General features: G+C 37.9%; 25 protein-coding genes and 2 pseudogenes. 5 read left to right on the forward strand and 22 right to left on the reverse strand.

Going from position 1 to position 26,742, the window contains the following annotated elements; translation table 11 throughout:
• Positions 1 to 292: 292 nt before the first annotated feature.
• From F3G66_RS04790 to F3G66_RS04835, 10 genes are read right to left on the reverse strand one after another with little or no spacing between them, the layout of a single operon-like run.
• Positions 293 to 658: an Imm10 family immunity protein gene (locus tag F3G66_RS04790; RefSeq protein WP_149707322.1), complete on the reverse strand. Its 366-nt coding sequence runs from the start codon at positions 656 to 658 to the stop codon at positions 293 to 295.
• A gap of 3 nt (positions 659 to 661) precedes the next feature.
• Positions 662 to 1,591, reverse strand: coding sequence for a hydroxymethylbilane synthase (hemC, locus tag F3G66_RS04795; RefSeq protein ID WP_149707323.1), 930 nt, complete (start codon positions 1,589 to 1,591; stop codon positions 662 to 664).
• Positions 1,592 to 1,599: 8 nt separating this feature from the next.
• Positions 1,600 to 2,031 (reverse strand): FxsA family protein, encoded by a 432-nt coding sequence (locus F3G66_RS04800; protein ID WP_149707324.1) that lies wholly within the window; start codon positions 2,029 to 2,031, stop codon positions 1,600 to 1,602.
• Positions 2,028 to 3,728 carry a proline--tRNA ligase gene (locus F3G66_RS04805; protein WP_149707325.1) on the reverse strand — a complete coding sequence of 567 codons (1,701 nt, stop codon included), beginning with the start codon at positions 3,726 to 3,728 and terminating at the stop codon, positions 2,028 to 2,030. The genes F3G66_RS04800 and F3G66_RS04805 overlap by 4 nt, the downstream gene beginning before the upstream one ends.
• Positions 3,718 to 5,001, reverse strand: coding sequence for a glutamyl-tRNA reductase (gene hemA, locus F3G66_RS04810; protein WP_149707326.1), 1,284 nt, complete (start codon positions 4,999 to 5,001; stop codon positions 3,718 to 3,720). Before hemA ends, F3G66_RS04805 begins: the two co-directional genes overlap by 11 nt.
• Positions 5,001 to 5,894 (reverse strand): polyprenyl synthetase family protein, encoded by an 894-nt coding sequence (locus tag F3G66_RS04815; protein WP_149707327.1) that lies wholly within the window; start codon positions 5,892 to 5,894, stop codon positions 5,001 to 5,003. The genes hemA and F3G66_RS04815 overlap by 1 nt, the downstream gene beginning before the upstream one ends.
• Before the next feature lie 10 nt (positions 5,895 to 5,904).
• Positions 5,905 to 6,336: a hypothetical protein gene (locus F3G66_RS04820; RefSeq protein WP_149707328.1), complete on the reverse strand. Its 432-nt coding sequence runs from the start codon at positions 6,334 to 6,336 to the stop codon at positions 5,905 to 5,907.
• A complete protein-coding gene (locus F3G66_RS04825) occupies positions 6,329 to 6,583 on the reverse strand; it encodes a DUF2018 family protein (RefSeq protein WP_103644071.1) in 255 nt (84 codons plus the stop codon). Before F3G66_RS04825 ends, F3G66_RS04820 begins: the two co-directional genes overlap by 8 nt.
• Positions 6,584 to 6,631: 48 nt before the next feature.
• On the reverse strand, positions 6,632 to 7,255 hold the full coding sequence (locus tag F3G66_RS04830) for an HAD family hydrolase (RefSeq protein WP_149707329.1): 624 nt from the start codon (positions 7,253 to 7,255) through the stop codon (positions 6,632 to 6,634).
• Positions 7,252 to 7,584 carry a hypothetical protein gene (locus F3G66_RS04835; protein WP_149707330.1) on the reverse strand — a complete coding sequence of 111 codons (333 nt, stop codon included), beginning with the start codon at positions 7,582 to 7,584 and terminating at the stop codon, positions 7,252 to 7,254. The genes F3G66_RS04830 and F3G66_RS04835 overlap by 4 nt, the downstream gene beginning before the upstream one ends.
• 105 nt (positions 7,585 to 7,689) lie before the next feature.
• Between F3G66_RS04835 and F3G66_RS04840 the strand changes: the two genes are divergently transcribed.
• Positions 7,690 to 8,961 (forward strand): O-acetylhomoserine aminocarboxypropyltransferase/cysteine synthase family protein, encoded by a 1,272-nt coding sequence (locus F3G66_RS04840; protein ID WP_149707331.1) that lies wholly within the window; start codon positions 7,690 to 7,692, stop codon positions 8,959 to 8,961.
• Between the two features lie 37 nt (positions 8,962 to 8,998).
• On the opposite strand, the gene F3G66_RS04845 is transcribed toward F3G66_RS04840, so the two are convergent.
• The 6 genes from F3G66_RS04845 to F3G66_RS04870 all read right to left on the reverse strand — a co-directional run bounded on the left by F3G66_RS04845 (position 8,999) and on the right by F3G66_RS04870 (position 15,089).
• Positions 8,999 to 9,178 carry a transformation system protein gene (locus F3G66_RS04845; RefSeq protein WP_103560269.1) on the reverse strand — a complete coding sequence of 60 codons (180 nt, stop codon included), beginning with the start codon at positions 9,176 to 9,178 and terminating at the stop codon, positions 8,999 to 9,001.
• A gap of 558 nt (positions 9,179 to 9,736) precedes the next feature.
• A complete protein-coding gene (locus F3G66_RS04850) occupies positions 9,737 to 11,179 on the reverse strand; it encodes a potassium/proton antiporter (protein WP_149707332.1) in 1,443 nt (480 codons plus the stop codon).
• 20 nt (positions 11,180 to 11,199) lie between these two features.
• Entirely contained in the window at positions 11,200 to 11,637 is a 438-nt protein-coding gene (locus F3G66_RS04855) for a pyridoxal-5'-phosphate-dependent protein (RefSeq protein ID WP_149707333.1), read from the reverse strand.
• 31 nt (positions 11,638 to 11,668) lie between these two features.
• On the reverse strand, positions 11,669 to 12,910 hold the full coding sequence (locus F3G66_RS04860; RefSeq protein ID WP_149707334.1) for an ArsS family sensor histidine kinase: 1,242 nt from the start codon (positions 12,908 to 12,910) through the stop codon (positions 11,669 to 11,671).
• A complete protein-coding gene (locus F3G66_RS04865) occupies positions 12,910 to 13,587 on the reverse strand; it encodes a response regulator transcription factor (protein WP_103619089.1) in 678 nt (225 codons plus the stop codon). The genes F3G66_RS04860 and F3G66_RS04865 overlap by 1 nt, the downstream gene beginning before the upstream one ends.
• Positions 13,588 to 13,685: 98 nt before the next feature.
• Entirely contained in the window at positions 13,686 to 15,089 is a 1,404-nt protein-coding gene (locus F3G66_RS04870; protein WP_107708709.1) for a Do family serine endopeptidase, read from the reverse strand.
• 155 nt (positions 15,090 to 15,244) lie between these two features.
• Here F3G66_RS04870 and F3G66_RS04875 point away from each other — a divergent pair, with 155 nt between their 5' ends.
• From F3G66_RS04875 to F3G66_RS04885, 3 genes are read left to right on the forward strand one after another with little or no spacing between them, the layout of a single operon-like run.
• On the forward strand, positions 15,245 to 16,141 hold the full coding sequence (locus F3G66_RS04875; protein WP_054196486.1) for a DnaJ family protein: 897 nt from the start codon (positions 15,245 to 15,247) through the stop codon (positions 16,139 to 16,141).
• Between the two features lie 3 nt (positions 16,142 to 16,144).
• Complete coding sequence (locus F3G66_RS04880; RefSeq protein WP_072594938.1) at positions 16,145 to 16,519, forward strand: heat shock protein transcriptional repressor HspR; 375 nt, start codon at positions 16,145 to 16,147, stop codon at positions 16,517 to 16,519.
• 3 nt (positions 16,520 to 16,522) lie between these two features.
• Positions 16,523 to 18,148: a cation:proton antiporter gene (locus F3G66_RS04885; protein WP_021090872.1), complete on the forward strand. Its 1,626-nt coding sequence runs from the start codon at positions 16,523 to 16,525 to the stop codon at positions 18,146 to 18,148.
• A gap of 103 nt (positions 18,149 to 18,251) precedes the next feature.
• Here the strand turns inward: F3G66_RS04885 and F3G66_RS04890 are convergent, their stop codons facing one another.
• The 3 genes and pseudogenes from F3G66_RS04890 to secA form a co-directional block, all read right to left on the reverse strand.
• Positions 18,252 to 19,451, reverse strand: a complete 1,200-nt coding sequence (locus tag F3G66_RS04890) for an ABC transporter permease (protein ID WP_149707335.1) — start codon at positions 19,449 to 19,451, stop codon at positions 18,252 to 18,254.
• A 52-nt stretch (positions 19,452 to 19,503) separates the two neighbouring features.
• Positions 19,504 to 19,605, reverse strand: a pseudogene (locus tag F3G66_RS09795) (SEC-C metal-binding domain-containing protein); the annotation flags it as partial.
• A 108-nt stretch (positions 19,606 to 19,713) separates the two neighbouring features.
• Positions 19,714 to 22,110 (reverse strand): annotated as a pseudogene (gene secA / locus F3G66_RS04895) (preprotein translocase subunit SecA); the annotation flags it as partial.
• A 97-nt stretch (positions 22,111 to 22,207) separates the two neighbouring features.
• On the opposite strand from secA, the gene lolA reads away from it, so the two are divergent.
• Positions 22,208 to 22,720, forward strand: coding sequence for a LolA-like outer membrane lipoprotein chaperone (gene lolA / locus F3G66_RS04900; RefSeq protein WP_084041469.1), 513 nt, complete (start codon positions 22,208 to 22,210; stop codon positions 22,718 to 22,720).
• 27 nt (positions 22,721 to 22,747) lie between these two features.
• Here the strand turns inward: lolA and F3G66_RS04905 are convergent, their stop codons facing one another.
• From F3G66_RS04905 to F3G66_RS04915, 3 genes are read right to left on the reverse strand one after another with little or no spacing between them, the layout of a single operon-like run.
• Complete coding sequence (locus F3G66_RS04905; RefSeq protein ID WP_149707337.1) at positions 22,748 to 23,287, reverse strand: hypothetical protein; 540 nt, start codon at positions 23,285 to 23,287, stop codon at positions 22,748 to 22,750.
• Complete coding sequence (locus tag F3G66_RS04910; RefSeq protein WP_149707338.1) at positions 23,284 to 24,603, reverse strand: ATP-dependent DNA helicase; 1,320 nt, start codon at positions 24,601 to 24,603, stop codon at positions 23,284 to 23,286. The genes F3G66_RS04905 and F3G66_RS04910 overlap by 4 nt, the downstream gene beginning before the upstream one ends.
• Positions 24,604 to 26,613, reverse strand: coding sequence for a bifunctional C40 family peptidase/M15 family metallopeptidase (locus F3G66_RS04915; protein WP_149707339.1), 2,010 nt, complete (start codon positions 26,611 to 26,613; stop codon positions 24,604 to 24,606).
• Positions 26,614 to 26,742: the final 129 nt, after the last annotated feature.

The raw sequence follows: 26,742 nt of genomic DNA on the forward strand, positions 1-26,742 counted from the left end.
CTGAAAAAGGCGAAGCAAAGCGGGTATTTATTATTTGCCGCACGCACCGATAGCTATCAGAGTATCGATCGCTGTTTCGGACGCATTCTTTGCGGTATTATCTCGCCGTTTAAATAGACGCAAGTACTAAATTTATACTCCATTGTCGTAATGTCCGCAAACTTGCGCTCAACGCACACCTATGTATGGCGCCAGTATACTTACGTCTTTTCAAAGTAATTCATCACAATTTTTTTGTTAGATTAAACACTAGATAGCATAGCAGTTTTGAAAACGGTAGTAAATTTTTTAATTACTCCGATATGTTACATTTTAGCAGTTTGCCAAATATCTCTTTGCTATATTTCATAAAGCGCTCATTAAGCTTTACATCCTCGGTATCTACGCAAATGAGGCTATCTTGCACCTCAAAAATGATGCTCTTATCAGTGATCTTCACCTTTTTGCAAGCGTTATAGCAAACGTCGCCATTACACTCAGCATATAGGCCGTTTATGTCGGCGTTTTCGTCGTCATCACTTTTTAGTTTGATCGGTCTTTGAAAGATTATGTAGTTTTTGTAGTCATATTTGTCGTCTGCAAGACCGATCATATAGTAGTTGTCTTTGCTATTTTTAGTAGCGGTTAGGGCTTTTGCTTTAAATTTTAGCTCAAACACACTCTAAGCCATCTCTTCAGCGCGTTTTAAAAGCTCTTTTGCCCCTTTTTCTATAAATTTATGAGCTAGCTCCTTGCCAACGCTTTGAAATTTATCTTTGCTAACCTTTAAGCTATCTTTTATAAACTCGCTTCCATCAGGCAGACCAACGATCGCATCGATAGAAATTTCATCACCTTTTAGCCTTGCACTTATGCCTATTGGCACTTGGCAGCCACCCTCTAAAACTCCCACAAAGTCACGCTCTATGGTCGTTTCTATGACTGCATTTTCATCATTTAAAAAAGAGATCTCATCTAAAATTTGCTTCTCATCTCTGGCTTCTATTCCAAGAGCACCCTGCCCCATTGCAGGTATCATCTCGTCAAAGCCAAATGTGTAGATGTGCGCCACTTCAGCCTTTAAATTTAGGCGGTTTATGCCAGCCATAGCCAAAATGATCGCGTCAAATTCGCCCTCTTTTAGCTTTCTAAGTCTAGTTTGTACATTTCCACGAAGCGAGATAATCTCAAGATCAGGCCTCATGATAAGTAGCTGCATCTTGCGGCGTAGGCTCGTTGTACCAACCTTTGCGCCATGTGGCAAGTCGCTAAATTTAGCAAATTTCTCGCTTATCATCGCATCTCTCGTATCCTCACGTGAGCAAATGGCAGCTAGTCTAAGCCCTTCTGGAAAGACTACTGGCACATCCTTTAGGCTATGTACTGCGATGTCAGTCTCGCCTTTTAGCATGCTATCTTCAAGCTCCTTTGTAAAAAGCCCCTTACCACCGATCTTTGCAAGTGGCGTATCAAGAATCACATCGCCCTTTGTCTTCATACCAATAAGCTCAACTTTTATATCGTTATGTTTTGATTCTATTCTGGCTTTGATATGTTCGCTTTGCCAAAGCGCCAAGATACTCTTTCTAGTTGCTATTTTTATCTCTTTCATTATCACTCCTAATTTACTCTTTTTGGCTCTTCGATAACCTCAACGTCGATGATCTCGCCATCATCTTTTTTAGCACTCTGCTCGCTAAAATTTTGAAATTTAAACTCCTGATAGCTCTCATTTTTTGCTGCATTTTTCTTAAATATCAAAGAAAAAATAACTACGGCTATGCCAAAAATATCTGTTAAAATTCCTGGCAGAAACAAAAGCATTCCACCAAAGCTAAGTCCTAACTGACTAAATAAATTTCCACCAAGAAAGCTTTTAAGCGCCACTTGAGGCGAATTTAAGCTAGAAAATCCAGCATTAAAAAGAAGTGCAATACCTACAAATCCAGAGACTAGCACCTCGAGAAAATAGTTTAAAAAGCCAAATTTATCAACAAAAAGATAGATAAATATCGCTTCTATCAAAAAAAACAAAAATGCGAAAAATCTCATAAGCTTTCTTTTATCTTTTTAAAGGCCTCGTTTGCGCCGATCGTTTCTTTACTTAAACCATCTCTTGTTATAAACTCGACCTTGCCATTTACAAATTCTTTACCTACAAGTAGCGCATAAGGGAAGCCGATGAGTTCAAAGTCATTCATCTTAACGCCAAATCTCTCGTTTCTATCGTCGATGATGACACTAACGCCAGCTTTTTTAAGGCTCTCATAAAGCTCAAATGCAAATTTTACGCCCTCTTCATCTTTTAAATTTGAAATGATGATCTCCACGTCAAACGGCGCACACTCTTTTTTCCAGATGCAGCCCTTCTCATCGTGGCTAGCCTCTATCATTACGGCAATCAGCCTACTGATGCCGATGCCGTAGCAGCCCATCAAAAATGGCTTTGCCTTGCCGTTTTCATCAAGATATGTCGCATTCATAGCAGCTGAATATTTATCGCCTAACTGAAAGATATGACCGACTTCTATGCCCTTGCTAAGTTTTAAATTTCCGCCACACTCTGGGCATTTATCGCCCTCTTTTACCTTTACAAGGTCTTTAAATCTCTCTTCGTTAAACCCGCTAACACTAACTCCAACAAAGTGATAATCCTTTTCGTTGGCACCACATATCATATTATCTGCGCCTTTTAGCTCGTTGTCTATGTAAAATTTTACATCCTTTAGCCCAACTGGTCCGCAAAATCCAGCCACAAGCCCAGCTTTTATAATCTCTTCTTCGCTAGCATCGACAAGTTCTAGCGCCTTGCAAGCATTTTGCGCCTTTGTCTCTTGAAGCTCGTCATCGCCCCTTACAAAAAAGACCACAACTTCTTCTTTGTCTTCATAAATAGCTTTTTTAATAACAGCTTTTATGCAGTAAAACTCGCTAACTTTAAAAAACTCAGCCACACCTTTTATAGTCTTTGTATCTGGTGTCTTAAATTTAGCCGCATCAGCCTCTGGCGCTTCAGCTTCGGTTGTTCTAGCTTTCCTTCTAGCAGCTTCTATGTTTGCAGCGTATTTGCAAGCCTCACAGCAAAGGATGTCATCTTCGCCATTACTTGCAAGCACCATAAATTCTTTACTGCCGCTACCACCGATAGCTCCACTATCAGCCTCAACAGCTCTAAAATTTAGCCCCAAACGAGTGAAAATTTTACTATAAGTTGCCTCCATAAGGTCAAACTCACGCTTTAGATCCTCTTTGCTAGAGTGAAAGCTATAAGCATCTTTCATTGTAAATTCTCGTCCTCTTAGCAAGCCAAAGCGTGGTCTTGCTTCGTCACGAAATTTAGTATTTATCTGGTATAAATTTAGCGGTAGCTGCTTGTAGCTAGTCACCTTGCCACGTACCAAAGCAACGGCTGCCTCTTCGTTTGTAGGGCTTATAACAAAATCATTTTCTTTTCTATCTTTAAAGCGCAAAAGCTCCTTGCCAAAGACGTTGTAACGTCCACTTTGCTTCCAAAGCTCGCCTGAAGTAACCACGCTAAAGCTCACCTCTAGCGCTCCAGCCTCATCCATCTCCTCTCGTGCGATACGAGAAATTTTCTCATGCATGATCTTTCCAAGCGGTAGATAGTTGTAAAGTCCTGAGCCTATCTGCTCGACAAATCCACCTCTTATTAAAAATTTATGACTTGGCAAAGATGCGTCTTTTGGTGCTTCTTTGGTCGTTGGTGCATAAAATTTACTAAATCTCATCTATATCTCCCACTTGAAAATTTTGCTCTTCTTTTATATCAAATAAAAATCTAACTCCATTTGAAAGCTCGCTAGATCTCTCATCGTCCGCAAGGCTTTTTAGCTTCATCGTTGGCTGGTGCAAAAAGGCTTTAAAAACTTGATGAATGAGCTTTTGTGCCTCCTCATAATCACTATGTTTTAAATAGCCCTTTTTTATCGCCTTTTCTAGCTCGTTTTTAGCGCAAATTTCAGCTTGTTTGCGGATAGATTTTATGAGCGGCACGCTCATATCTTCTTTTAAAATTTTTAAAAATTCACTTGTACCTTGACCTACGATCGAATAAGCCTTTTGTGCTTGCTCCTCTCTTAGGGCTAAATTTTTCCTTACTATCTCCTCTAAACTATCAACTGTATAGACGCTAATAAATTCTGTATTTATAAGATCAATATCCCTTGGCACGGCAATATCGAAAAAGTATCTATGAAATTCTCTTGGTTCGATTATGGCATTTGTGATGATCGCGTGCGGGGCTGCGGTGCTTGAAAATATTAGATCATAATTATTTACATACTCTTTTAATTTTAAAATACTATCCCAGCTAGCGTTGTCACCAAGGCTATCAACTAGCTGCTCAACACGCTCGGAGCTTCTGTTTATAATGATCACCTCTGCGCCACTTGAGATTAGGTGTTTTGCTGCTAGTTCGCCCATCTCGCCAGCTCCTACGACGATAGCAGTTTTTCCTTCAAGCGTACCAAAAATTTCTTTTGCTTTTGCTACGGCGACACTTGAAACGGAGATCGGGTTTTTAGAAATTTGAGTTTCGTTTCTAACTTTAGCAGCGCATTTACATGCATAATGGATGATTTTACTGATTTGTTCGCCGCAAGCTGAGCTATCGTAAGCAAATTTAAAGGCATTTTTTAACTGACCAACGATCTGAGTTTCGCCGACGACTAGGCTATCAAGCGAGCTTGCCACGGCAAAGAGGTGGTGCACGGCTCCGCTGTCTTCATAAATATCAGCCCTTTCATAAAGCTCATCTTCAAAAACACCTGAAAATACAGACATGCATCTAAACGCATGCGTCGTTGCACTTTCTAGATCACTAACGCTTGCAATTATCTCGACGCGGTTGCATGTGTTTAAAACCATGCATTCGTTTATACTTTTGTTTGATCTTAGTAGTTTTAAAATTTGCTCTTTTTTCTCATCGCTATCAAATGCAAGCTTTTCTCTAACTGAAATATCAGTATTTTTATATGTAAAACTTATATCTAAATAGTGCATTAAAATTCCCTATCTATCATGCTTTTTATGATCCCTTCAAGCTCAGCGTTTTTATACTCTTTTATCGATTCTATCGCTTCAGCTCCAAGCCTTTTTGCTTCATTTACTGCTTTTTGAAGCGAATTTGTCTTAATAAATTCCTCTTTTAGCCATGAAATTTCACTCGCGTTTAGCTTCTTTGACCAAAGCGATCTAAGCTTTGTCTTACCAGCTTCGTCTAAGCTCTTATAAAGATAAATGTAAGGAAGTGTCGTTTTGCCTTCAACGAAGTCGTTAAGTGCTGGCTTGCCAAGCGTTTTTTCATCTTGAGTTATGTCTAATATGTCATCCACGATCTGAAAAGCAAGACCTAAATTTTTGCCATAAATTCCAAATTTCTCGCTATCTTTGCCAGCTAGCTTTGCTCCGCAAATAGCCGTGGATTCTATCAAAACAGCTGTTTTATAGTAGATCATTTTTAAATATTCTTGCTCGTTTTCATTAAAATTTTCAGCCATTTTCACATCCATCATCTCGCCGATACTTAGCTTGCTGACTGCATCTGAGATGATAGCTGCGATGCTTGAATCAAATTTTGTAAGCTCAAAATAAGCCTTTGAGTAGAGGATGTCGCCCAACATAACCGAGTTTTTACTACCAAAAAGCGCGTTTATGCTTGGCTTGCCGCGTCTTATATTTGCCTCGTCTATGACGTCGTCGTGCAGTAAGCTTGCAAGGTGGATAAGCTCGATGATAGCGCAAAGCTTAAGAGAATTTTCGCTCTCTCCTGCGATCTTTAAAAGAAGTTTTGAGCGCAGCTTCTTGCCTGAGCTTATCTTTACAAACATCTCAAACGCCTCTTTATAGCCAAGCTCGCTTATAAATTTACCCATTATTTCATCGATTTTATCCATTTTTATCCTTCTATTTAGCCTCATCTGGATCTCTAAAACCCACATCCACACGCTTGCTCTCATCTAGCAGCGCCACCCTAAAATGCGCCTTTTTATCCTTAAAATCAATAAATGATATATAAAGGCTCACGCTCTCGTTTGGCGGCATCATAAAATCAGGCAAAACTCGCTGCATGTAGGTGTTTTGTCCTTGTCTTAGCGAAAAGACCATCTGCCTTGGATGGCGCCTAAAAAAGCTTTGCACGGTGATATTTGTGCTATCAAACAGCGTCCAGCGAAAGTCAAAAGTTTCAACCCTTTGAGTTCGCTTTTCAGTTATAAAGACCCTCGCCCACTCGTCTTTTTTAAGCTCAAATGTATGCACCGAATTTGGGTCAAAATTTGGCTCTTTTGCAAAGACAAGAGCGACTAGCAAAGCAATGAGCGCAAAAATTCTACTCATTTTGGCTTAAAATTTCTCCGCTAAGCTCGATATATAGGTCATTTACTCCGTTATAAATTTTATCTTGCTCTGAGGCTATAAAATTTCTGATCTCATCTTCGCCAACGCCATGCTTTTCGCAAAGCTCGCTCATAGCCACAAATTTCTCAAAAATTTTATCTATCTCGTTTTTAACCAAAACGGCATTTGCGTTAAACAAAATGTCATAAAATTTATCCCTCGCACTGCCCTCAAATATATCTATCATCGCTGTTTCTTCGAAAATTTCTTAAGATTATAGCCAATTAAAACTAAGTTAAAAATTTAATATTATCTCCCACGCCTCGCTAACATTTTTAGCGTTATAAGTTGCAGTTTTGCTCTCCTCGCCAAATCCCCAGCAAACTTGCACATAAGGCATATTTGCATTTTTAGCCGCCAGTTCGTCTTTTAGGCTGTCTCCTATAAAGATCGCCTTACTAGCTTTAGTTTTACTAACAGCTAGGTGAAGCATCGCAGGATCTGGCTTTTGCGGTATCTCCTTACTAGCTCCGATGACCTCGTCAAATAGCTCGTAAATTTCATTTTTCTTTAAAATTTTCTCTAGCGTATCGTGCGGTGCGTTGCTTGCCAAAACGACCTTATAGTGAGCATCTCTGCACTTTTGCAAAAGCTCTTTTACGCCCTCATAGGTAGTCGCGCACTCATCGTAAAATTTCTTAAATTTCTCTTCAAAACCCTCTTTTAAGCTCCTGCTTGGCGTGTCGATGCCGTAAAACTCAAGTGCCAAATTTCTACCTGGCTCATTGATCGCTTTTATGATAAATTCTTTTTCAAGTGGCGGCAAATTTAGCTCATCTCTTACTTCATTTACCGTTTTATATATCGCCTCGCCGCTATCGATCACCGTGCCATCCATATCAAAAATAACTACTTTCAATCCTCATCCTTAAATTTATTTTTATGTTTTTCTTTCTTATATGTCTTTTGATTTTTGAGCTTATCAAGTAGATTTGCCGCCTTTAAAAGCTCCTCTTTTGGGGCATTTTTGATAAGCAAATTTATAAAATTTTCTAGTGCCTTTGAGTATGGCTGATCAAGATAGACAGCCTCTATTTTTTCGATGACTTTCGCGTTTTTCTCAACTCTTTGGCGAAATTCTCCCTCGTCAAAGTCATCTCTTTTTAGACCATTTATCGCTGATTTTGCAAATTTTTCTAACGCACGAAGATATTTTACACGCTTAAATTTGTCCGTAACTTGGTTCAAATTTTTCCTTTTTTTGGCAAATTATATCAAAAATTGATTTTATCCCCTGAATTTTGGCTTTGCTAATGTATAATTTACGCCAAAATTACCTTAAAAGGAGCAAAAATGAGGCAAGAAACCGCTGCGATCCACGTAGGCTACGACACACATGAGGGCTTTGGCACGATGGCTGTGCCTATTTTTCAAAGCACGGCTTACGACTTTGGAAGTGCCGAGACCGCAGCTGCTAGGTTTGATTTAAAAGATAGTGGTTACATCTACACAAGACTTGGCAATCCAACGACAGACATCTTTGAAAAAAGGGTCGCTGCACTTGAGGGCGGAGCCGCTGCGATAGCGACTGCGAGCGGTCAGTCAGCTTTGTTTTATAGCATCATAAATTTAGCCCAAGCAGGCGATAACATCATCATCGCTAAGAAAATTTATGGCGGCACGACAGTACTTTTTACGCACACGCTAAAAAGATTTGGCATAGAGGCTAGAGTCTTTGACAGCGACACTGCTGATGATCTGGAGGCTTTGATAGATGATAAAACGAGGGCTATATTTTTTGAAACGCTTTCAAATCCGCAAATTTCTATCCCAAATATCGAGAAAATCGTAGAAATTTCAAACAAATATGGCATCATCAGCATCACCGATAACACCGTGCCAACGCCTATCATCTTTCAGCCACTTTGCCACGGTGTCGATGTTTGCGTGCATAGTGCTAGCAAATATATGAGCGGTCAGGGCCTTAGCCTGGCAGGTGTGGTCGTAAGCGCAAATCACCTAAACGAAAAGCTAAAAGGCAACAAGAGATATGAGCATTTTAACGTGCCAGATGCGAGCTATCACGATATCGTCTATGCTGATATGACGGATCGTTTTGACATCTACACGCTAAGAATGAGGCTTGCTATCGTGCGCGATATCGGTGCTGTAATCTCTCCGTTTAACTCTTGGCAGCTTATACAAGGGCTTGAAACGCTTGCTGTTAGAGTTGAAAGACACTCGCAAAACGCGCTAAAAGTGGCTAAATTTCTAAACTCTCACAAACATATAAAAAGCGTGGCTTATCCTGGACTTGCCGACAACGTAGATCACGCAAAGGCGCAAAAATACTTTAAAGATGGCATGGCAAATGGGCTATTTTGCTTTGAAACTGATAGCTTTGAGCGCGCAAAAAAGATGTTAGAGCGCGTAAAACTCTTTAAGATCGTGGTAAATATCGGCGATACAAAGTCACTCATCACGCACCCAGCCTCAACGACCCACCAACAGCTAAGCAGTGAAGAGCTCATCAAAGCCGGAATCACAAAAGAACTAATAAGAGTTAGCATAGGTCTTGAAAACGCCGAGGATCTGATCGCTGATCTGGCTCAAGCCTTAGAATAAAGAAATTTCTAGCTCATTTGGGCTAGAAATTTAAATTTTACTCAAGCTTGCCACATATCCTCTCGCACTCTTTTGCTTGTCTTATAAATTTTATAACGATGTAGATGACAAGTAGCGGCATGCTTATATACCAAAAGGCAAAAAAGGCAAGCAGAAAAAACATAAATAAGAATGTTGCAAAATATACCAAGACCGCAAGGATGATACTATCAAGCATTTTGCCTCCCATTTTGCTAGTGTTTTAGTGATTTTATAAAAAGCAAAATAAAATGAGACTGAACGGATTTGTTTTGGCCTTAAAATTTGAGCTAAGCTGCAAGTGAAGCCAAATTTTAGTAGGTAATTTTACATATATGAAGCTCAGGCAAATTTTAAAATTTCATGAACGAGCAATTTCGGCTCTGATTTTAGTGGCAAGCTTTGCGAGGCCTAAAATCAGTAGTCAATTCTTGCGAGTAAATGAAAGTTTTAAAATTTGCTTTGAGGTGTAAATTTATCAAAAGGGAGACAAGAGGACTCAAGTTATGAGGCCGTCCCCTTATCCCCCTTTAATCCCTCAATCACCTCGCACATCAGAGGTAGCACACAAAGGTGCTAACGCACCGCATGCTATTAAAAACTCTGGCAAATTTTAAAGTTTATGAGCGAGCATATCACGGCTCTAAATTTAGTGCTAAACGAAGTGTAACCTAAATTTAGTAGCCTGCTAAGGCAAGCGAGTAAAGTTTTAAAAATTTACAAAGAGAAATGAAATGTGGCAAGTTTTATCAAAATTTTAATAGGTCAAATACTTAATTGTATCTTGATAAAGCACTTGATTTTCGCATTGTATCAGTAACAGGTCATTTTCTTCAAAGATTGTTGAGCCAGTCGGCTTTTGATACTCGTTTTTACGCTTTATTAGGATGATTAAAAACTCAGTTGGAAGCTCAAGCTGAGCCAAATCTTTGCCGATTAGTTTTGAGCCATAGTGAATGGTATGCTGGCGAAGCGTGTAGCTTAAGATCGGAGAGTTTTCTACCGGCTTAACATCCTCTTGCTCACTATCTTTGACTTTAAATTTATCAGCCGCAAAGCCAAGTGACATACCCTGTATCAAAATCGAAATCAAAACCATAAAAAATATAATGTTAAAAATCATATCTGCATCACGTACGCCATCGACATAAACATAGGTAGCTAGCACCACTGGCACGACGCCTCTTAGCCCAACCCAAGAGATAAAAATTTGCTCATTTATCTTAAATTTTGAAAATGCAAGCGATGCAAAAACACCAAGTGGTCTTGCAAAAAACATAAGCCATAATGCCAAAACAAGCGCCATTAGCGCCGTTGCTGGAAGCTCGGAGGGATTTACCAAAAGACCAAGTGTCAAAAAGACAACTATTTGCATCGTCCAAGCGATACCGTCATGAAAACCGACTAAATTTTTCTTATGAGAAAACTCTTTTTTATTTATAAAAATTCCAGCTATATAAACAGCCAAATAGCCATTGCCACCAACCTTAAAGCAAAGCGTGTATAAAAGCAATATCCAAGCGATAGAAAAAACTGGATAAAGGCCCCAGCTTTTTAAGCGAAGTCTATTAAAGATAGCTGGCAAAGCAACGCCAAATAAATAGCCTATAGTGATACCTATGCCAAACTGCTTAACTAGCGTAATAGCCCACTCAGATACTGTCGGCATGGTATTTAGTGAGATCATTTGAACGATCGTCATAGTTAGAAATATCGCCATTGGATCGTTTGAGCCAGATTCAAGTTCAAGCAATGGCGCAATGCTATTTTTAAGTGAAATTTTCTTAGCTCTTAGTATGGCAAATACCGCTGCTGCATCTGTTGAAGAGATGATAGAACCTAGCAAAAAGGCTTCCGCCCAAGTAAAATCAAGCAGATATTTTGCAACTGGAGCGATGGCTAGCGCGGTTAAGAAAACGCCAAGTGTAGCGAGCGCTAAACCTCTGCCAAAAATAGGCTTAATCGCTGCAAAATCAGTATCTAGCCCACCAGCATAAAGTATAAATATGAGTGCCAGCATGCCGACATTTTGAGCGATCACTTGATCATCAAAATTTACACCAAGCAGCCCATCTGAGCCAGCTAGCATACCAACGCCTAAAAATATTATTAAAGATGGAATTCCGAATTTATCAGAGATCTTACTTAAAAGAATGCTAGTTATAAGCAAAACTGCAAAAAATAGTAGTAAATTCTCCAAACAAACTCCACAAAATTATATTAAATCATACTTTCAAAAGCTTCAAATTTTTCTTGATTTGAAAGCATTTCAAGCAATACACCATAATTATCTTTTATCTCATCTTGAAGCTTAGTAGTAAGCTCTTTAGCATTCCTTCCGTCTTTTGGATAGCTTACTATCAAATCGATTGGCTCAGCGTTTAAAAACTCTTGAATACCAGATAATAGCTCACTAGCTCCTCTTTCGTTTGTTCCATGAAGCAAAACCACATAATGCTCATTTTCTCTTACAACAACATCAGTTTGTCTTAAAAATTTTTCAAATAGTTCACTATACTCTTTAGTGCTTGGCAAAGAAAAATATATCAAAGATAAATTTTTTGCATAATCTTTTACATTTTTATAACGATTTATAAAAGCTATTTCAAGATCTATTATTGATAAGATATCAACTGGTGAGAAAATTTTTGCTGCCATTTTTAGCCCTTTTTTGTTTATTATGTTTTATTTAAGTCACTATTATATCTTGTAAATTTTCAAAAACAAAGACATTCATTCCATTTTTATATTCGTATCTAAATTTAAGTCCATGAGCATCAAGTATATTGCTAACAATATATAAACCTAGGCCAAAACTCTTTTGAGTATCCTCTCCTTTGATAAATGGCTGGATATAAAAGTCAAGATCATTTTTTAGCTTCTCGCCTTGAGTTATAAATTTCATATGATCCTTGCTAACAACGATATTTACGTGCTTATCAGTTGAGTATTTTATACCATTATCTATCATATTTTTTATAGCAACCGAAAATAACTTGAAATCAACAAGCACCCTAACCTCATCAAGCTCACTGACACCAACACACTCTTTTTCAACCATGGCTATATCTATGGCCTCATCGATGAGATCTCTCATAAAACATGGCGTTTTATTGCTAAGTCCTATTTTCGATGTTATTTGCTCGATCGCCGCAAGTTCGTTTATCAAATTTTCAAGCTTGTGAAAGACAGAGATTAGCCTTTCTTGATTTTTGCTTTTTTCTATCATTTGAGCGGCGATTAGCCCTTTTGTGATAGGAGTTTTTAGCTCATGCATTATGTTTCTTAAGAAAAGATGCCTTGAGTCATTAAGCGCCTTGATCTGACAAACCGCCTCATAAAATGCTTCAGAAACTTCAGAAATTTCATCCTTGCCGTTGCCAACATTTTGCACGCCATCAAGTTCACCATTTGCAAATTTTACGATCTGACGCTTTAGCTTTCTAAGTGGTTTTATCTTATAGATAACAAAAATGTAAGCACCTAGCAAAATGACCGCAACCACCAAAAAGACAGCCTTTATCACCTCGTATCTGTAAGGCTGAAATTCTTTATCCATTAAAAGTTTTAGCTCGTCTAAATGCTCAATCCTTAAGTAGTGATGCTTATCATAAAGCAAGATCGCACTTGAGCCTAGATCACTTGAAATTTCTTCTAAAACGGTTGCTTGCTTTAAAATTTCATCCTTTTTCTTCTCGTCTTTTATCTCTGGCATATCGATATTTGAAAGCTGGCGGTCGTACTGAGCTTTATTTATGATGCCACCCATATAAAACAAATTTGTCCTAGCAACGTTTGAGTATTTGTTATTTAGCTCTCTTGTATAGTTTTGCTTATCAAAGCCCATGAGCCATAAAAAAGCTAGAAATATCGAAACGAGCGCAAGAGCAAAGATAAAAGTTATGGTTATAAAAATAGACGATCTTGGCATCAAAGAACCAATTTATAGCCGATACCGCGGATCGCGTGGATGTATTTTGGCTCTTTTGGATTTTCATTTAATTTTTGGCGAATCCTGCCGATAATGACGTCGATACTTTTGTTTGAACTATCTTCATTTATGCTCTCACAATTGTAGATGAGTTCCTCTCTAGTAACCGCTCCGCCCTCTTTTAAAAGTAGATATTTTAAGATATCGTATTCTGCGGCAGTTAAATTTAGCACGTTTCCTTTAAATAAAATTTCATGTTCAAATTCTTTTAAAACCAAGTCTTTGTTTAAATTTCTTGCCTCATTTGCCGGGGTGATACTCTGCCTTCTTAGATGACTTTTGATACGAGCCAAAAGCTCTTGTGGGTCATATGGCTTTGGCAAATAATCATCCGCTCCATTATCAAGAGCATTTACCTTATCTGTTATATCATGCCTTGCACTTGATATGATTATAGGGATATTGTGATTTTTCCTGATCTCTTTACAAACCTCTAATCCATCCATGCCAGGCAATGTAAGATCTAATATCACTAAGTCGAATTTACTTGTATTTAGCGTAGATAGTCCGATATATGGCTCTTCAGCAGTCACTACTTCAATATCGTAGTTTTCTAGATATTCGGTTAAAATTTCAGCAAGCTCCATATCATCTTCTATCATTAAAATTCTAGTCATGATCTTTCCTGTTGTAAATTTAATTTTTAAGGATTATAGCAGATTAAGGTTTTAAAAATTTAAAATGGTTAAGAGCTGAAATTTCAGCTCTTAGATGATTATTTTATAACAAGACCTTGTATGATACCACCGCGATTTATCCACACTAGTGTCTTTTTGCCTTTTGTATTTTTGATAGTATTTGCAAATGTTTGAAGATCTTTTATGCTCTCTTCGCCAACTTGCACGATCACATCGCCTCTTTCAAAGCCAAAGTCTTCAGCTTTTGAGCCTGATTTCACATCAGTTACTAGCACGCCTTGAGTATCTGGGCTAATTTTGTATTTATATCTTATCTCATCGCTTAGATTGCTAACGCTAAGTCCTTCGATGATAATGCTTTTTGCTATGTCTTTTGAATTGTGATCAGCGTTTGCAAGCTTGATTTTTGCATTCATTATTTTATTTGATCGCTCGTAAGTTATATCAACGCTGCTATTTGGAGTTAGTGAACCGATGAAATTTTTAAGATCATTTGCGTTTTTTATAGCTTTATCGTTAGCTGATATGACTAAATCGCCTCTTTTTAGTCCAGCCTCATCTGCTGGCATGCCTTGCTCTACACCACTTATTAAAGCACCTTCTTTATTTGTATAAAGCTCTTTTTGCTCATCTGTTAAATTTGCAATCGTAACTCCGATAAAGCCACGCTCGATCTTGCCGTCAGTTATCAGCTTTTTAGCGATATCTTTGACCATATTTGATGGGATCGCAAAGCCAATGCCGTTATTACCACCACTTTTTGAAAGTATGGCTGAGTTTATTCCGACTAAATAGCCCCTGCTATCAACCAAAGCGCCGCCTGAGTTGCCAGGATTTATCGAAGCATCTGTTTGGATAAAATTTTCATATTGATTAAGGCCGATATTATCTTTATTTAGACCTGAAATGATGCCCTGAGTGATACTTTCACCAACGCCAAATGGATTGCCTATTGCAAATACGACATCTGCATCAAGTAGTTTTGACGAGTCTGCAAAAGTGACAGCATTTAGTCCGTTTGCTTCTATCTTTACGACGGCTAGATCGGTTTTTGGATCACTTCCTATTAATTTGGCTTTAAATTCTTTGCCGCCATTTGCAAGAGTTACGACTATTTGATCACTATCTTCTATAACGTGATTATTTGTAACGATATATCCATCATTTGAGATGATAACGCCAGAGCCAAGCGAAGTAGTTTTTTCTTTTTCTTTTGGTTTTGCAAAGTTAAATCCAAAAAATTCATTGAAAAAAGGGTCGTTAAACATCTGCTCAATGCCAGCGTTATTTACCGTTTTTGTAGTTGAGATATTTACAACTGAAAGCTTTGCCTGAGCGATCGAGTCATAATAAGAAAGTACGCTATTTTTATCGCTAAGTGGCGAGACTCTCGTGATATTAGAGTTAGCTTCATTAAATTTAATATCAGCCCCCACTAAAAAAGAAGCTGCTACTAATGAAATTAGCACAATCTTTTTCATTTTTTTCCTTTAATCTAAAAATTTTTGCAAATTATAAATATAGTGAAAAAATAAAATCTTAACACTTTTTCTTGTTATTAAACAAAAATAAACTTGACTTGCATAGACTAAAGCTTTGTGATATAATCCGTATCAAAAAAATATAAGGAGAATATATGAGTGAAAGCTTATATGAGACTTTAGGGGTTTCAAAGGGTGCCTCAAGTGACGAGATAAAAAAAGCTTATAGAAAACTTGCCAGAAAATATCACCCAGACATCAATAAAGACCCTGGAGCAGAAGATAAATTTAAAGAGATAAATGCTGCTTATGAAATTTTAAGCGACGATAAAAAACGAGCTCAATACGACCAGTACGGCGATACTATGTTTGGCGGTCAAAATTTCCACGACTTTGCTAGCAGCTCAGCCGATATGGGCGATCTAAATGAAATTTTAAAGAATATCTTCTCAGGTGGTTTTGGCGGCGGTGGAGCTAAATTTAGCAGCGGATTTGGTAGTAATTTTGGTGGATTTGACGGATTTAGTAGTGGTGGATTTGGCTTTGGCGGAGCTGATCTAGACGTAAATGCAAAAATTTCTATACCATTTGACGTAGCTGTAACTGGTGGCGAACATAAGATAAATTTTAATGGCGAAAGCATTAAGATAAAAATTCCAAGTGGCATAGAAGGCGGCGAGAAGCTTCGTGTAAAAGGCAAAGGCAAGAGTGCTGGTGGTCAAAAAGGCGATCTTATACTTGCTATTAGCGTTGAGCCAAGCGACGAATATGAAAGAGTCGGAGACGATCTTTATAAAGATATAGAAATTCCACTAAAAACTATGCTTTTTGGCGGAAAAGTCGATGTACATACTTACAAAAAAGATGTCACGATTAAGATCGCTGAAAACTCAAAAACAGGCACAAAGATCCGCTTAAAAGGATATGGCGTGCAAAATAGAAAGAGCGGAATTTATGGCGATCTTTACTTAAAAGCCAGGGTAAAACTTCCAAATATCAGTGAGCTTGATGAAGGCTTAGTAAAAGAGTTAAAAGAAAAATTACCGGAGTAAAAAATGCAAAATTATGAAGAACCACTTTTTTTAATAAGCGTTGTTGCAAAGGTTTTGAGCATACATCCACAAACTTTAAGACAGTATGAAAGAGAGGGACTTATCGAGCCATCAAGAACAGATGGTAAGATGAGGCTCTACTCACAAAAAGACGTTGATCGCGTAAAAACTATACTAAATTTGACCCGAGAACTAGGTGTAAATTTAGCCGGCGTTGATGTGATACTTCAGTTGAAAGAAAAAATTGACGATTTAGAATCAACTATTGATGAGCTAAATAAAAAATTGCACGAAGCTACCAGCCAAACTAGCACAAAAAGATCGCTCGTAAAAAGAAAAAATAGCTTTGATCTAGTCTTTTATGAAGGTAAAAAATAATTTATGGAACAAATTTTAGAAGGTTTCTTGCTTGTTGCAGCGATCTCAGTCGCATTAAACGTCATTTTTAAAAAATTTCAGATACCAACCATTATCGGCTACATCGTAACAGGTACGCTTATATCAGAATTTTTCAACCTAAAAAGCAATGATGAAATTTCTCATATCGCGGAATTTGGTATCGCATTTTTGATGTTTACCATTGGGCTTGAGTTTAGCTTTAAACACTTAATGGGAATGAAAAAAGAGGTCTTTTTAAACGGCGGCTTACAGGTTTGTTTAAGTGGCTTTATAATGGGCGTTATGCTTTATTATGCCCTTCACTTAAAAGACGAAACAGCGCTTATTGCAGGCCTTGCACTTGCACTCTCATCAACTGCGATCGTGCTAAAGACGCTAAATGATAGTGGCGATGTGAGTAAAATTTACGGCAGAAAAGCACTTGGAATTTTACTATTTCAAGATATTGCCGTCATTCCTATTTTACTTATGATAGATATGTTTAGCTCACAAGATGCCTCGATAAATGAGCTTTTACTAAAGACATTTACAAGTGCGATTATTCTTATTGTTGTGCTATTTTTACTTGGTAAATATGTCATCAACTGGATATTTTATAAAGTCATTCAAACAAATTCGCAAGAGGTTTTTATAGCTACGATTTTATTTATGGTCGTTGGCTCCAGTACTTTGGCTCACTTCTTTGGCTTCTCATACTCTTTGGGTGCATTTTTGGCCGGTATGATGATGGCTGAGACACAGTATAAACACCAAATCGAAGTTGATCTCATACCTTTTAGAGATTTGCTCTTAGGGCTATTTTTTATAACCGTTGGTATGCAGATAAATTTTGCTGTCGTCATCTCAAACATCTGGCTTGTTCTGGGCCTAGTATTTAGTGTCATGGTGATAAAAGCAGTTGTTGTTTTTGCTATCTTAAACATCTACTTAAAGCGAAGAGTTGCTGCAAAAACCGCACTTAGTGTTTGTCAAATAGGCGAATTTGCACTAGCTGTTTTTGGACTAATGACTACTAGAAATTTACTTGATATACAAACAGCTCAAATTTTTATCGCAGCATCAGTTGTGTCGATGTTTGCCACGCCTTTTATACTTAAAAAACTAGACGCAATAGCAGACCTCATAGAACGTGAGATCGTTGTTGAACCAAATGAAACTCTAAAGCCGCAAAAAATAAAAAATCACATCGTAGTCTTTGGCTATGAGAGGCTTGGACAAGAGGTCGTTTTAAGACTAAAAGAGACAAAGCTTTTGTACCTTGTGCTTGATAACGATATTAGTCTAGTTGAGCTTGGTAGGAGCCGCGGGGAAAATGTATTTTTAGGTAACGTTCTTCAAAGTCACACACTTGAAAATGCCTGCCTAAGCGATGCAGCTGCTGTTATTATAACTGTTAACAATGAGCAAAGAGTGGAGCTCATCGCGCAAAAGATAAAAGACTACGGCGTAAACACCCAAACTATAATAAAAATAAATGGCGAAGGTAATAAAGATATCTTTGGTGAGTTAGGTAAAAATTTCCACCTAATAAACGAAGAGCGCGTCATGGCAAAAACACTCGTACACGAGGCTCTTCAATGCAAAATCGATCATGATATAAGAGCGTAAAATTATAAATTTATTCTAGAATTTTACGAGTTTATGCCAGTTTTAAAATAATCTTTTAAAAATAAATTTTACAAGCAATGAGCAAGCCTAAGCCTTTAGGGCTCTACTCATTTCTTAAAGTTTGAAGCACATTTACTTCTGTGGCTTTTTTAGCTGGATAATAAGACGATATAGCCACGATAAATACAGCTCCAACTACAATAAGCACAAGATCGATGGTTGAAAGCTCTAGTGGTAGTTTGCTTGAGCCATAAACGTCAGCCGGCAAGTCTATAATGTTGAAATTTCCAAGCAAAAATAGTCCTAAAAAGCCAAGCACTAAGCCAAATATAATGCCGCCTCCGCCTATTACTAGCCCTTGATAAAAAAAGCTTCTTTTTATCTCGCCTTTACTAGCTCCAAGTGCAAGAAGCAAGGCAATCTCCTGCCTGCGGTTCATCACTGTCATTAGCAGCGAGCTTATGATATTTAGCGAAGCCACAAGGATAATAAGCATCAAAACGATAAAAAGTGCTCGTTTTTCAAGTGCGAGCGCTGAGAAAAAGTTGCCATTTTGCTCCCACCAACCAATGGCAACAGTGCCAGCTGGAAGCCCTTCACGCACTCTTTTTATATCATCAAATGGTTTACTTGAAAAGATATGAATTCCATCATAAACGCCTTTTGGATAGTCTAAAATTTTCCTCAAAGCATCAACTGAAGTATATGAAAACGCCTTATCGTAGGCGATTAGCCCAGATGTAAATGAGCCACCGATATCAAAGCGCTTCATCTTTGGCGTTAGAGAAAAGCCAGCAGGATCAGCCTTTGTAAAGATAAGCGTTAGTTTTTCATCGTTTCTTAGTCTAAACTCACTCGTTATGCCACTTCCCACAAGTATCTCAAAACCATCTAGCTCTTTATCTTTTAAAGCTTCATTTACGACTGAGTTTATCTGTTTTTCATCTTTAAAATTTACGCCATAAACCAGTCCGCCCTCAAGAGCATTTGCCGAGCGGTAAATGACCTGTGTGCTTATAAATGGACTAAATTTTAGGTCGCTAAATCTAACCTTGAGCTCATCAACAAAATCATCATCAATAGAGCCTTTAAAGGCACTTTGAACGGTTATTGGATAGTTCATCGTAAAAAGTTTGCGCTCAAATTCTTTGTCAAAACCATTCATAATCGCCATCGCAACGATCAAAACCATAAGCCCTATGCTAACACCAAGAAAGGCGAGCAAGGCACTTAGAGTGATAAATGGCTGAGTTTTATCAAATCTTAAATATTTAAAAAGTAGGTACTTTGGTAAGCTTGTCATCAAATAGCCTTTAAAAGATTAAGGCGCTTTTGGCGCCTTAAAAGTAGAAATTTTAAGCAAATATGCCTTTTTTAGGGCCACTTTTTCCGTGGCAATCTTTATATTTTTTACCGCTTCCACAAGGGCATGGAGCGTTTCTTGGTATCTTTTTTTCTGGTGTGAAATTTTCATCTCCGCCTTGGTTGTTGTAGCTTAAATTTTCATTTTCAGCATTTTGACTAGCTTCAAGCATCATTTTAGCTTGCTCTTCTTGCTCTTCACGGCTCTTAAATCTTACAACCTGAAGCGTCTTAACACTCTCACTTTTTAGCCTGCTAACTAGCTCCATAAAGAGGTTATAGCTCTCTTTTTTGTATTCAACAAGCGGATCTTTTTGATTATACCCTCTAAGGCCGATACCAGTTTTTAGGATATCCATTTGATAAAGATGCTCTCTCCACGCATTATCAAGCACTTGAAGGTATAAAATTTTCTCTATCTCTTTTCTTTGATCTTCATTTAGCACACTCATTTTTTCGTTATATCTTACTTCAAAAATTTGTGCAAGCTTTTCTATTAGCTCATCATACTCTAGGCCTTTTAGCTCACTCTCGTCTATCTCTTCGCCACAATCTGCAAGAATGATAGAGCATAAATTTTTAATATCAAAGTCATCTTTCAAGCCACCATGGAAAATTTCAGCCATATCAAGTAAATTTGCAGCGTACTCTTTTCTATTTTGAGCTATCTTTTCGCTCATATCGTAGTTTTTATCAAGTAGTTCATCGCGGTATTTATAGATGGTTTTTCTTTGCTCATTTGCCACGTCGTCATACTCAAGCAAGTGCTTTCTAGCCTCAAAGTGCAAGCTCTCAACTTTCTTTTGAGCATTTTCAACAGCTCTTGTTACCATGCGACTCTCGATACTTTCGCCCTCGTCGATACCAAGCCTATCCATGATCGCTTTTATGCGGTCGCTACCAAAAATTCTTAAAAGATTATCTTCAAGACTTAGATAAAATCTACTCATACCAGGATCACCCTGACGTCCAGCACGGCCACGAAGCTGATTATCTATCCTTCTACTCTCGTGCCTTTCGGTGCCTATGATATATAGACCGCCTAAATTTCTAACCTCATCATCGATCCTGATATCAACACCACGTCCAGCCATGTTTGTAGCGATAGTCACAGCACCTTTTACACCAGCTTGAGCGATGATCTCGGCCTCTTTTTCGTGATTTTTGGCATTTAGCACAGAGTGTGGGATGCCAACTTTTTTAAGCATCTCATGAAGCACCTCACTGCGCTCGATACTTGCAGTTCCCACAAGCACTGGCTGACCTTTTTCATGAGCTTTTTTAACCTCATCAATAACTGCTTTAAATTTCTCATTTTGGGTTTTATAGATAAGATCGTTTTGATCTATCCTTTTAACTGGTAAATTTGTAGGGATCGAGATAACTTCAAGGTTATAAATTTGAGAAAACTCAGTAGCCTCTGTCTGAGCCGTACCAGTCATACCTGCAAGCTTTTTATACATCCTAAAATAGTTTTGATATGTTGTATCGGCTAGCGTTTGGCTCTCTTCTTGGATTTTTACGCCCTCTTTTGCTTCAAGCGCTTGGTGAAGCCCCTCGCTAAAGCGTCTGCCTTCGCTTAGACGTCCAGTAAATTCATCAACAATGACTACCTCGCCATCTTTTACGACATAATGAACGTCTTTTTCAAAGAGGTTGTGAGCTTTTAGAGCTTGATCTAAGTGGTGGCTTAGTATGGCATTTTCAAGGTTATATAAATTCTCAACACTAAATAATTTTTCAGCCTTGCTGATACCAGATTCCGTGATCATTATCGTTCTATTTTTTTCATCTACTATGAAATCGCCTGTTGGCTTTGATCCTGGCACGTTTGGATCAGCTGGAGTGCCTCTAGTAAGCTGTTTTGCGACTTGATCAGCTCTTATGTAACCATCAAGTGTGCGATTTGTTGGACCTGATATTATAAGTGGTGTTCTTGCTTCATCTATCAAAATACTATCGACCTCATCTACGATAACGAAGTTATGACCTCTTTGCACCTTTTGACCAGCTTCAAATTTCATATTATCACGAAGATAGTCAAAGCCAAATTCTGAGTTTGTGCCGTATGTTATGTCCGCGTTATACGCGGCTTGTCTTACGTTATCATCGTATCCGCCGCTTAGTATTACATCAACGCTTAAGCCTAAAAAGTTATAAAGCTCGCCCATTTGCGTAGCGTCACGCTTTGCAAGGTAGTCATTTACAGTAACTACATGCACGCCCTTGCCACTCATCGCGTTTAATATAACTGGCAAAGTTGCTACCAAGGTCTTACCCTCGCCCGTTTTCATCTCAGCGATCCTGCCCTCGTTTAGCACCATGCCGCCAATTAGCTGCACATCAAAATGGCGCATCTTAAGCACCCTTTTGCTAGCCTCTCTAACGATCGCAAAAACATCATTTAAAATTTCATCTAAAGTGACTTTCTCTTCGACGACTTGGGCTTTTAGCTCGTTAAATTTGATCTTAAGCTCATCATCGCTCATCTTCTCATAAGTAGGCTCTAGCGCGTTTATCTGCGCCACGCGTTTTATATATTTTTTGACTTCTCTATCGTTTTTCGTGCCAAAAATCTTTCTAAATACCGATGAAATCATTATTTTACCTTCCTAAATTTTTAAACTTTGGATCTTAGCATAGTTTAACTATTTATTTAATTAAACTGGGCTAGAATACGCCAAAAAAGGATAAAAAATGAGAAAATTTCTAGTTGCATCTCTCGTCGCAGTTTGCTCATTTGGTGCTGGCTTAAATTTTAAAAGCCTGCAAAGTGACTTTACACAAACTGTTTTTAGCGAAGGAAAAAGCATAAATTACAAGGGTAGATTTTACGCAAAAAACGACAATACTGCACTTTGGATATACGAAAGTCCAACGCCAAAGAGAATTTATTTTAACAAAGAACGTGTGATCGTTATTGAGGACGAGCTTGAGCAAGCCATCATTTCAAAGCTTGATGATACGCCAAATTTGACGCAAGTTTTGGCTCATGCGGAGCAAATTCAACCAACACTTTACAAAGCGATATATGACGGAGTTGAATACTTTATAACTATTAAAAACACGCTTCCAACGACGATTGACTATAAAGATAAACTTTCAAATAAGATAAAAATAACTCTAAGCAACCCAGTAAAAGACGCGCTCATACCACAAGAGACGCTAACTCCTGTCATTCCTCAAGGTTACGACATCGTAAATCAATAAATTTGGCTAGCTTTTAGCCAAATTTACTCACTTCTCTCCAAAATCTTTTCCAAATTCTTGAACGTTATTTAGATCAATAGGTTTTTGAACTACGTCATTTGGATCTGGCGAGATGATGATCTCATTGCCCTTTTTCTTCTTTTCTGGTTTTGTTACAATCTCTTCATTAACACTTTGATCGGAGCATAAATTTTGGCTTTTTATCGCTTTTATGATCTCGCTTAGTTCAAGATTATTTATCACTTTTATATTTAAGATAAGCACATCATCGATATCAAGAGAGTGCTTTTTGGCTGCGTATTTTATGAAAAGCTCTTTAAATTTCTCTTTTCCCATTGAGGTTAAAATATCTTCCACGTAAAAACTACCAACTATTATGTTTAAAGCATCAAGCACATACGCTTCATTTTCTTCAACATCACGTCCGACGACTTCAAGGTTCATATTTATCTTTTTTGTTAAATTTTGTCCAGCTTTTGAGTAGATATCTGTTTGAAAATCTCTTACTTTTAGCACGTCTGCAAATACAAAAACACAAAAAGCAAGGCTTAAAAATAGCTTTTTCATAAATTCTCCTTAATATGCAAAAATACGTTTTCTTGGTAAAATTTCTTAACTTCGTCGTCAATTTTAACCACTTTTCTTAAATGCTGCCTAAAATCACTTTTTTTATCATAAAAAAGTTTTAAATTTTTAGGACTTACTGCACGAGAAAGTGCGACGTAGAGTTGTCCTTTGGCAAAAATGTGGTTGATATTGCAAATGAGCGAGTTTATGCTCATTCCTTGAGATTTGTGGATGGTTAGGGCGTAAGCAAGCTTAAATGGAAACTGATAGAGCGATGCTTGTACATTTTCTTTGATCTCATCTTCGTTTAAATTTAACGAACTAAATATATAAGCGGCTTTTTCTATCTCGCAAATTTCGCCACTATCTTTTTTCACGATCACGCTTGAGATGATGCCATTTTCTTTTAAAATTTGCATGATCTTGCCTTGCTCGCCGTTATAGTACTCGCCCCATTTATTTGACGTAAAGATAATCTTAGCGCCTATCTTCATCTCCAAATCCCTTGAGATGTTTAGCGTATTTGCCCATTTTTCAAACTCTTTTTTATCTAAATTTTCATCCAAAATGCTCACATCTGAGTTTGAAATTTCAAGTGGCTCGTCAAGTTCCAAAAGCCTTTTTTGATTTAGCATTTCAGCCTCGGCATTTCTGCCAAAAAGCACACTCGTATCATCATCTGGCTCTATCTTGGTCACTCTTAAACTCTCTATATAGCTCATTATTTCATCATCTAGCTCGCCTACTCTAAGACGAGAGAGAATCTCATAAAATTTCAGATCATTCGTACGTTTTGAGACTAGTAGCTCAACATTTGTAAATTTCATCTCCTCCCACGCACCGGAGTTAAAAGCGTATAAAAAATTAAAAAGTCTATTTTCATTTTGTTCCTTTTGCACTGGCGGAAGCTGATAAAAATCACCCACTATAAGCACCCTACCTTTAAATTTGGAAGTAAGTAGTCGGTATCTTATCATCTCCATTAAATCTGAGCTCACCATTGAAATTTCATCGATAACTAGCAGATCGCAAGCATCTAGCATATTTCTTAGCTTGCTTAGTTTGTCTTTTTGATGATAGTCAAAGCGCCTTAGCTCCTCATAGTCCTTGCAGTAGCCAAATTTAAAAAAGCTATGCAAGCTAACTCCTCCAAGGCTAACGGCACTTATACCAGTTGAGCCAAGGATTATGACGTTTTTAAAATTTTCTTTGTAGTATCTGATGACAGAGGCAGTTAGATAGCTCTTGCCAACACCGCCACCGCCTGTTAAAAAGACGTTTGAGCGAGATAAAATTTCTAAAATTTGATCTAGCATCTACTCAAACATCTCTGGGCGATACTCAAAATGCATCGTATCAAAGTGCTTCCAGCGTCCACCCCAGATAAATTTATGTTTTTCAAAAACACGCACTATCTTTTCAGGGATGAGGTTTTGGTAGCCCTTGCTCCACTGCCAGTAGTGGCTCTTTTTCACATTTATATCGATCGCGATGCCGTAGCTGTGCGGACTCAAGCGGTTTGTACCAGCGATAATGCGCCATTTAAATGTCCCACCTGGATCTTTTAAATACTCAAGCAAACTCATATCATGTTTTACCATCTCATTTAGCTCATTACTTACATCTTGCAAAGCGGCTGCAGCTCCATTTTTAGAGTTAAATTTCAAAGGCAAATTTAAAAAGTCCTTTAGCCAGATGACATCAACCAAATTTGCCTTTACAGCACTCTCGCTTGAGCCATAAATTTTACCTAAAAGCTCGTAGTTTCTGCACCTCCCAGCATCACTAAGGGCCGCGCTAAGTGGCGAAAACGCAGCGTAATCAAGCGCATTCATATCCTCTATATCAGCACCGATACTACACTCATCATCTTTTTGTTTAAAGTCATCATAGACTAAACTCGTGCCATCGCTAAATTTGACTAAATTTTCCTCCACTTTAACCCCATAAGCACGCTCAAGGGCAGAAATTTTCCTCGCTTTGTCGCTTATGAAATTTTCAGGTTTTATGACGTTTATAGAGTCCACCTTTGAAATGAGTAAATTTGAGTTTTGTATATCGCTTCTGTTTTGTCCGATGTTTAACGTAGTTACTGCCGTAGCACCGATTAACGCTCTGCCGTTATTTTCGGTTTTTAGTCCCCAAGCATCATGCACTACATATATATCATCGCCCTTGTATCCAGCATAAAGCATGATATGCCCTGGCAGATGCACAAGTGTAAGATATGGCACACCTTTTTCTTTTATCTCTTTTGTCTTAGCAGCGTTACTAAGTCCTTTTAGATCAAATTTTTGTCCCATATTTGCTTGGGCTCTTGAGTTTCTAGGCAACCACACACCAAAACTTGCTAGCAAATCTTTAGTAAAAAGCGAGCAATCTCTTAGCTTATCGACCCCACCCCAACCATAGGGCTGAGTAAGAAGGGAGCTAATAAGTGTTTTTAGATTTGAGTCATTAAATTTAAGAGGAAAAAGAGCACCAACAGCCTTTGGCAAAACAAATTCTCTCAAGAGATTTCTCACATAAATTTTACCATAGTAGTTTTTACTATCCTGCGCCAAAACAGGCAGTATCGCTCCAACCCTTGAATAAAATAAAAAATTTCCAGCCTTGTCATAAACCGGCATTTTGTCCGTTTTTATAGTCACAAAACTTGACTTTTGATAGGTATTTGCCTCATCGTCGCTTATAAATTTTATATCCTCGACCTTTACCCAGCCCCAAACCGCATCATCGCTAACAAACGCCCATGCCCTATCTTTAGAAAGATGTGACACAAAAAGTGGATGAGCGATGCTTAGGGTTGATTCTTGCAGATAATCAAACGGATAGCCCTCGCCTGGAGTTTGCGGATTTAAAAATATCGGCTCATCGGTTGGAAAATTTCTTAAAGCTGTGTTTGCTGAAGTTAGAGCATAAGCAGAGATGCTTGAAAGAGCTGAAAAATTTGCATTGTCTTTTTGTGTGTCAAACCAGCTTTGAGGTATCTCTCTAAAATTTGAGCCAAAATACTTTCTCTTTTTGCTTGGTTTATATATATTAAATGCCCAAAAGACATCGTTTGGATTAAATTTTACGCCCCTTAATGTAAAAACCTTAAACCTTCTTTTTAAAATTTCTTCTTGGTCAAAGCTTGCACTTTGTATATTTTGCGGTAGCGACGAGGCGTCTTGCTTCATTTCAAAATCAAGCAAACTAATGCGTTCATTTGGCTTATATACATTTTCATCCGGTAAAGAATTTTGCACATTTGGCTTTGGCTGGGTCTGCGAACATCCCAAAAACAAAGCAACACTAAATGCTAAAAATATACCCTTTTTCAATTTTTTTCCTTATCCTTAAAAATAGCTTCTACTATCAAAACAAAAATATAAAACATCTTTTCATCGTTATTTTTGCAAATTTGCTTCATAGTCTCATTCTCGCTTTTTACTTTTATGTCATTTGACCTT

It is taken from the genome of Campylobacter concisus (assembly GCF_902460665.1).
Lineage (GTDB): Bacteria > Campylobacterota > Campylobacteria > Campylobacterales > Campylobacteraceae > Campylobacter_A > Campylobacter_A concisus_AL.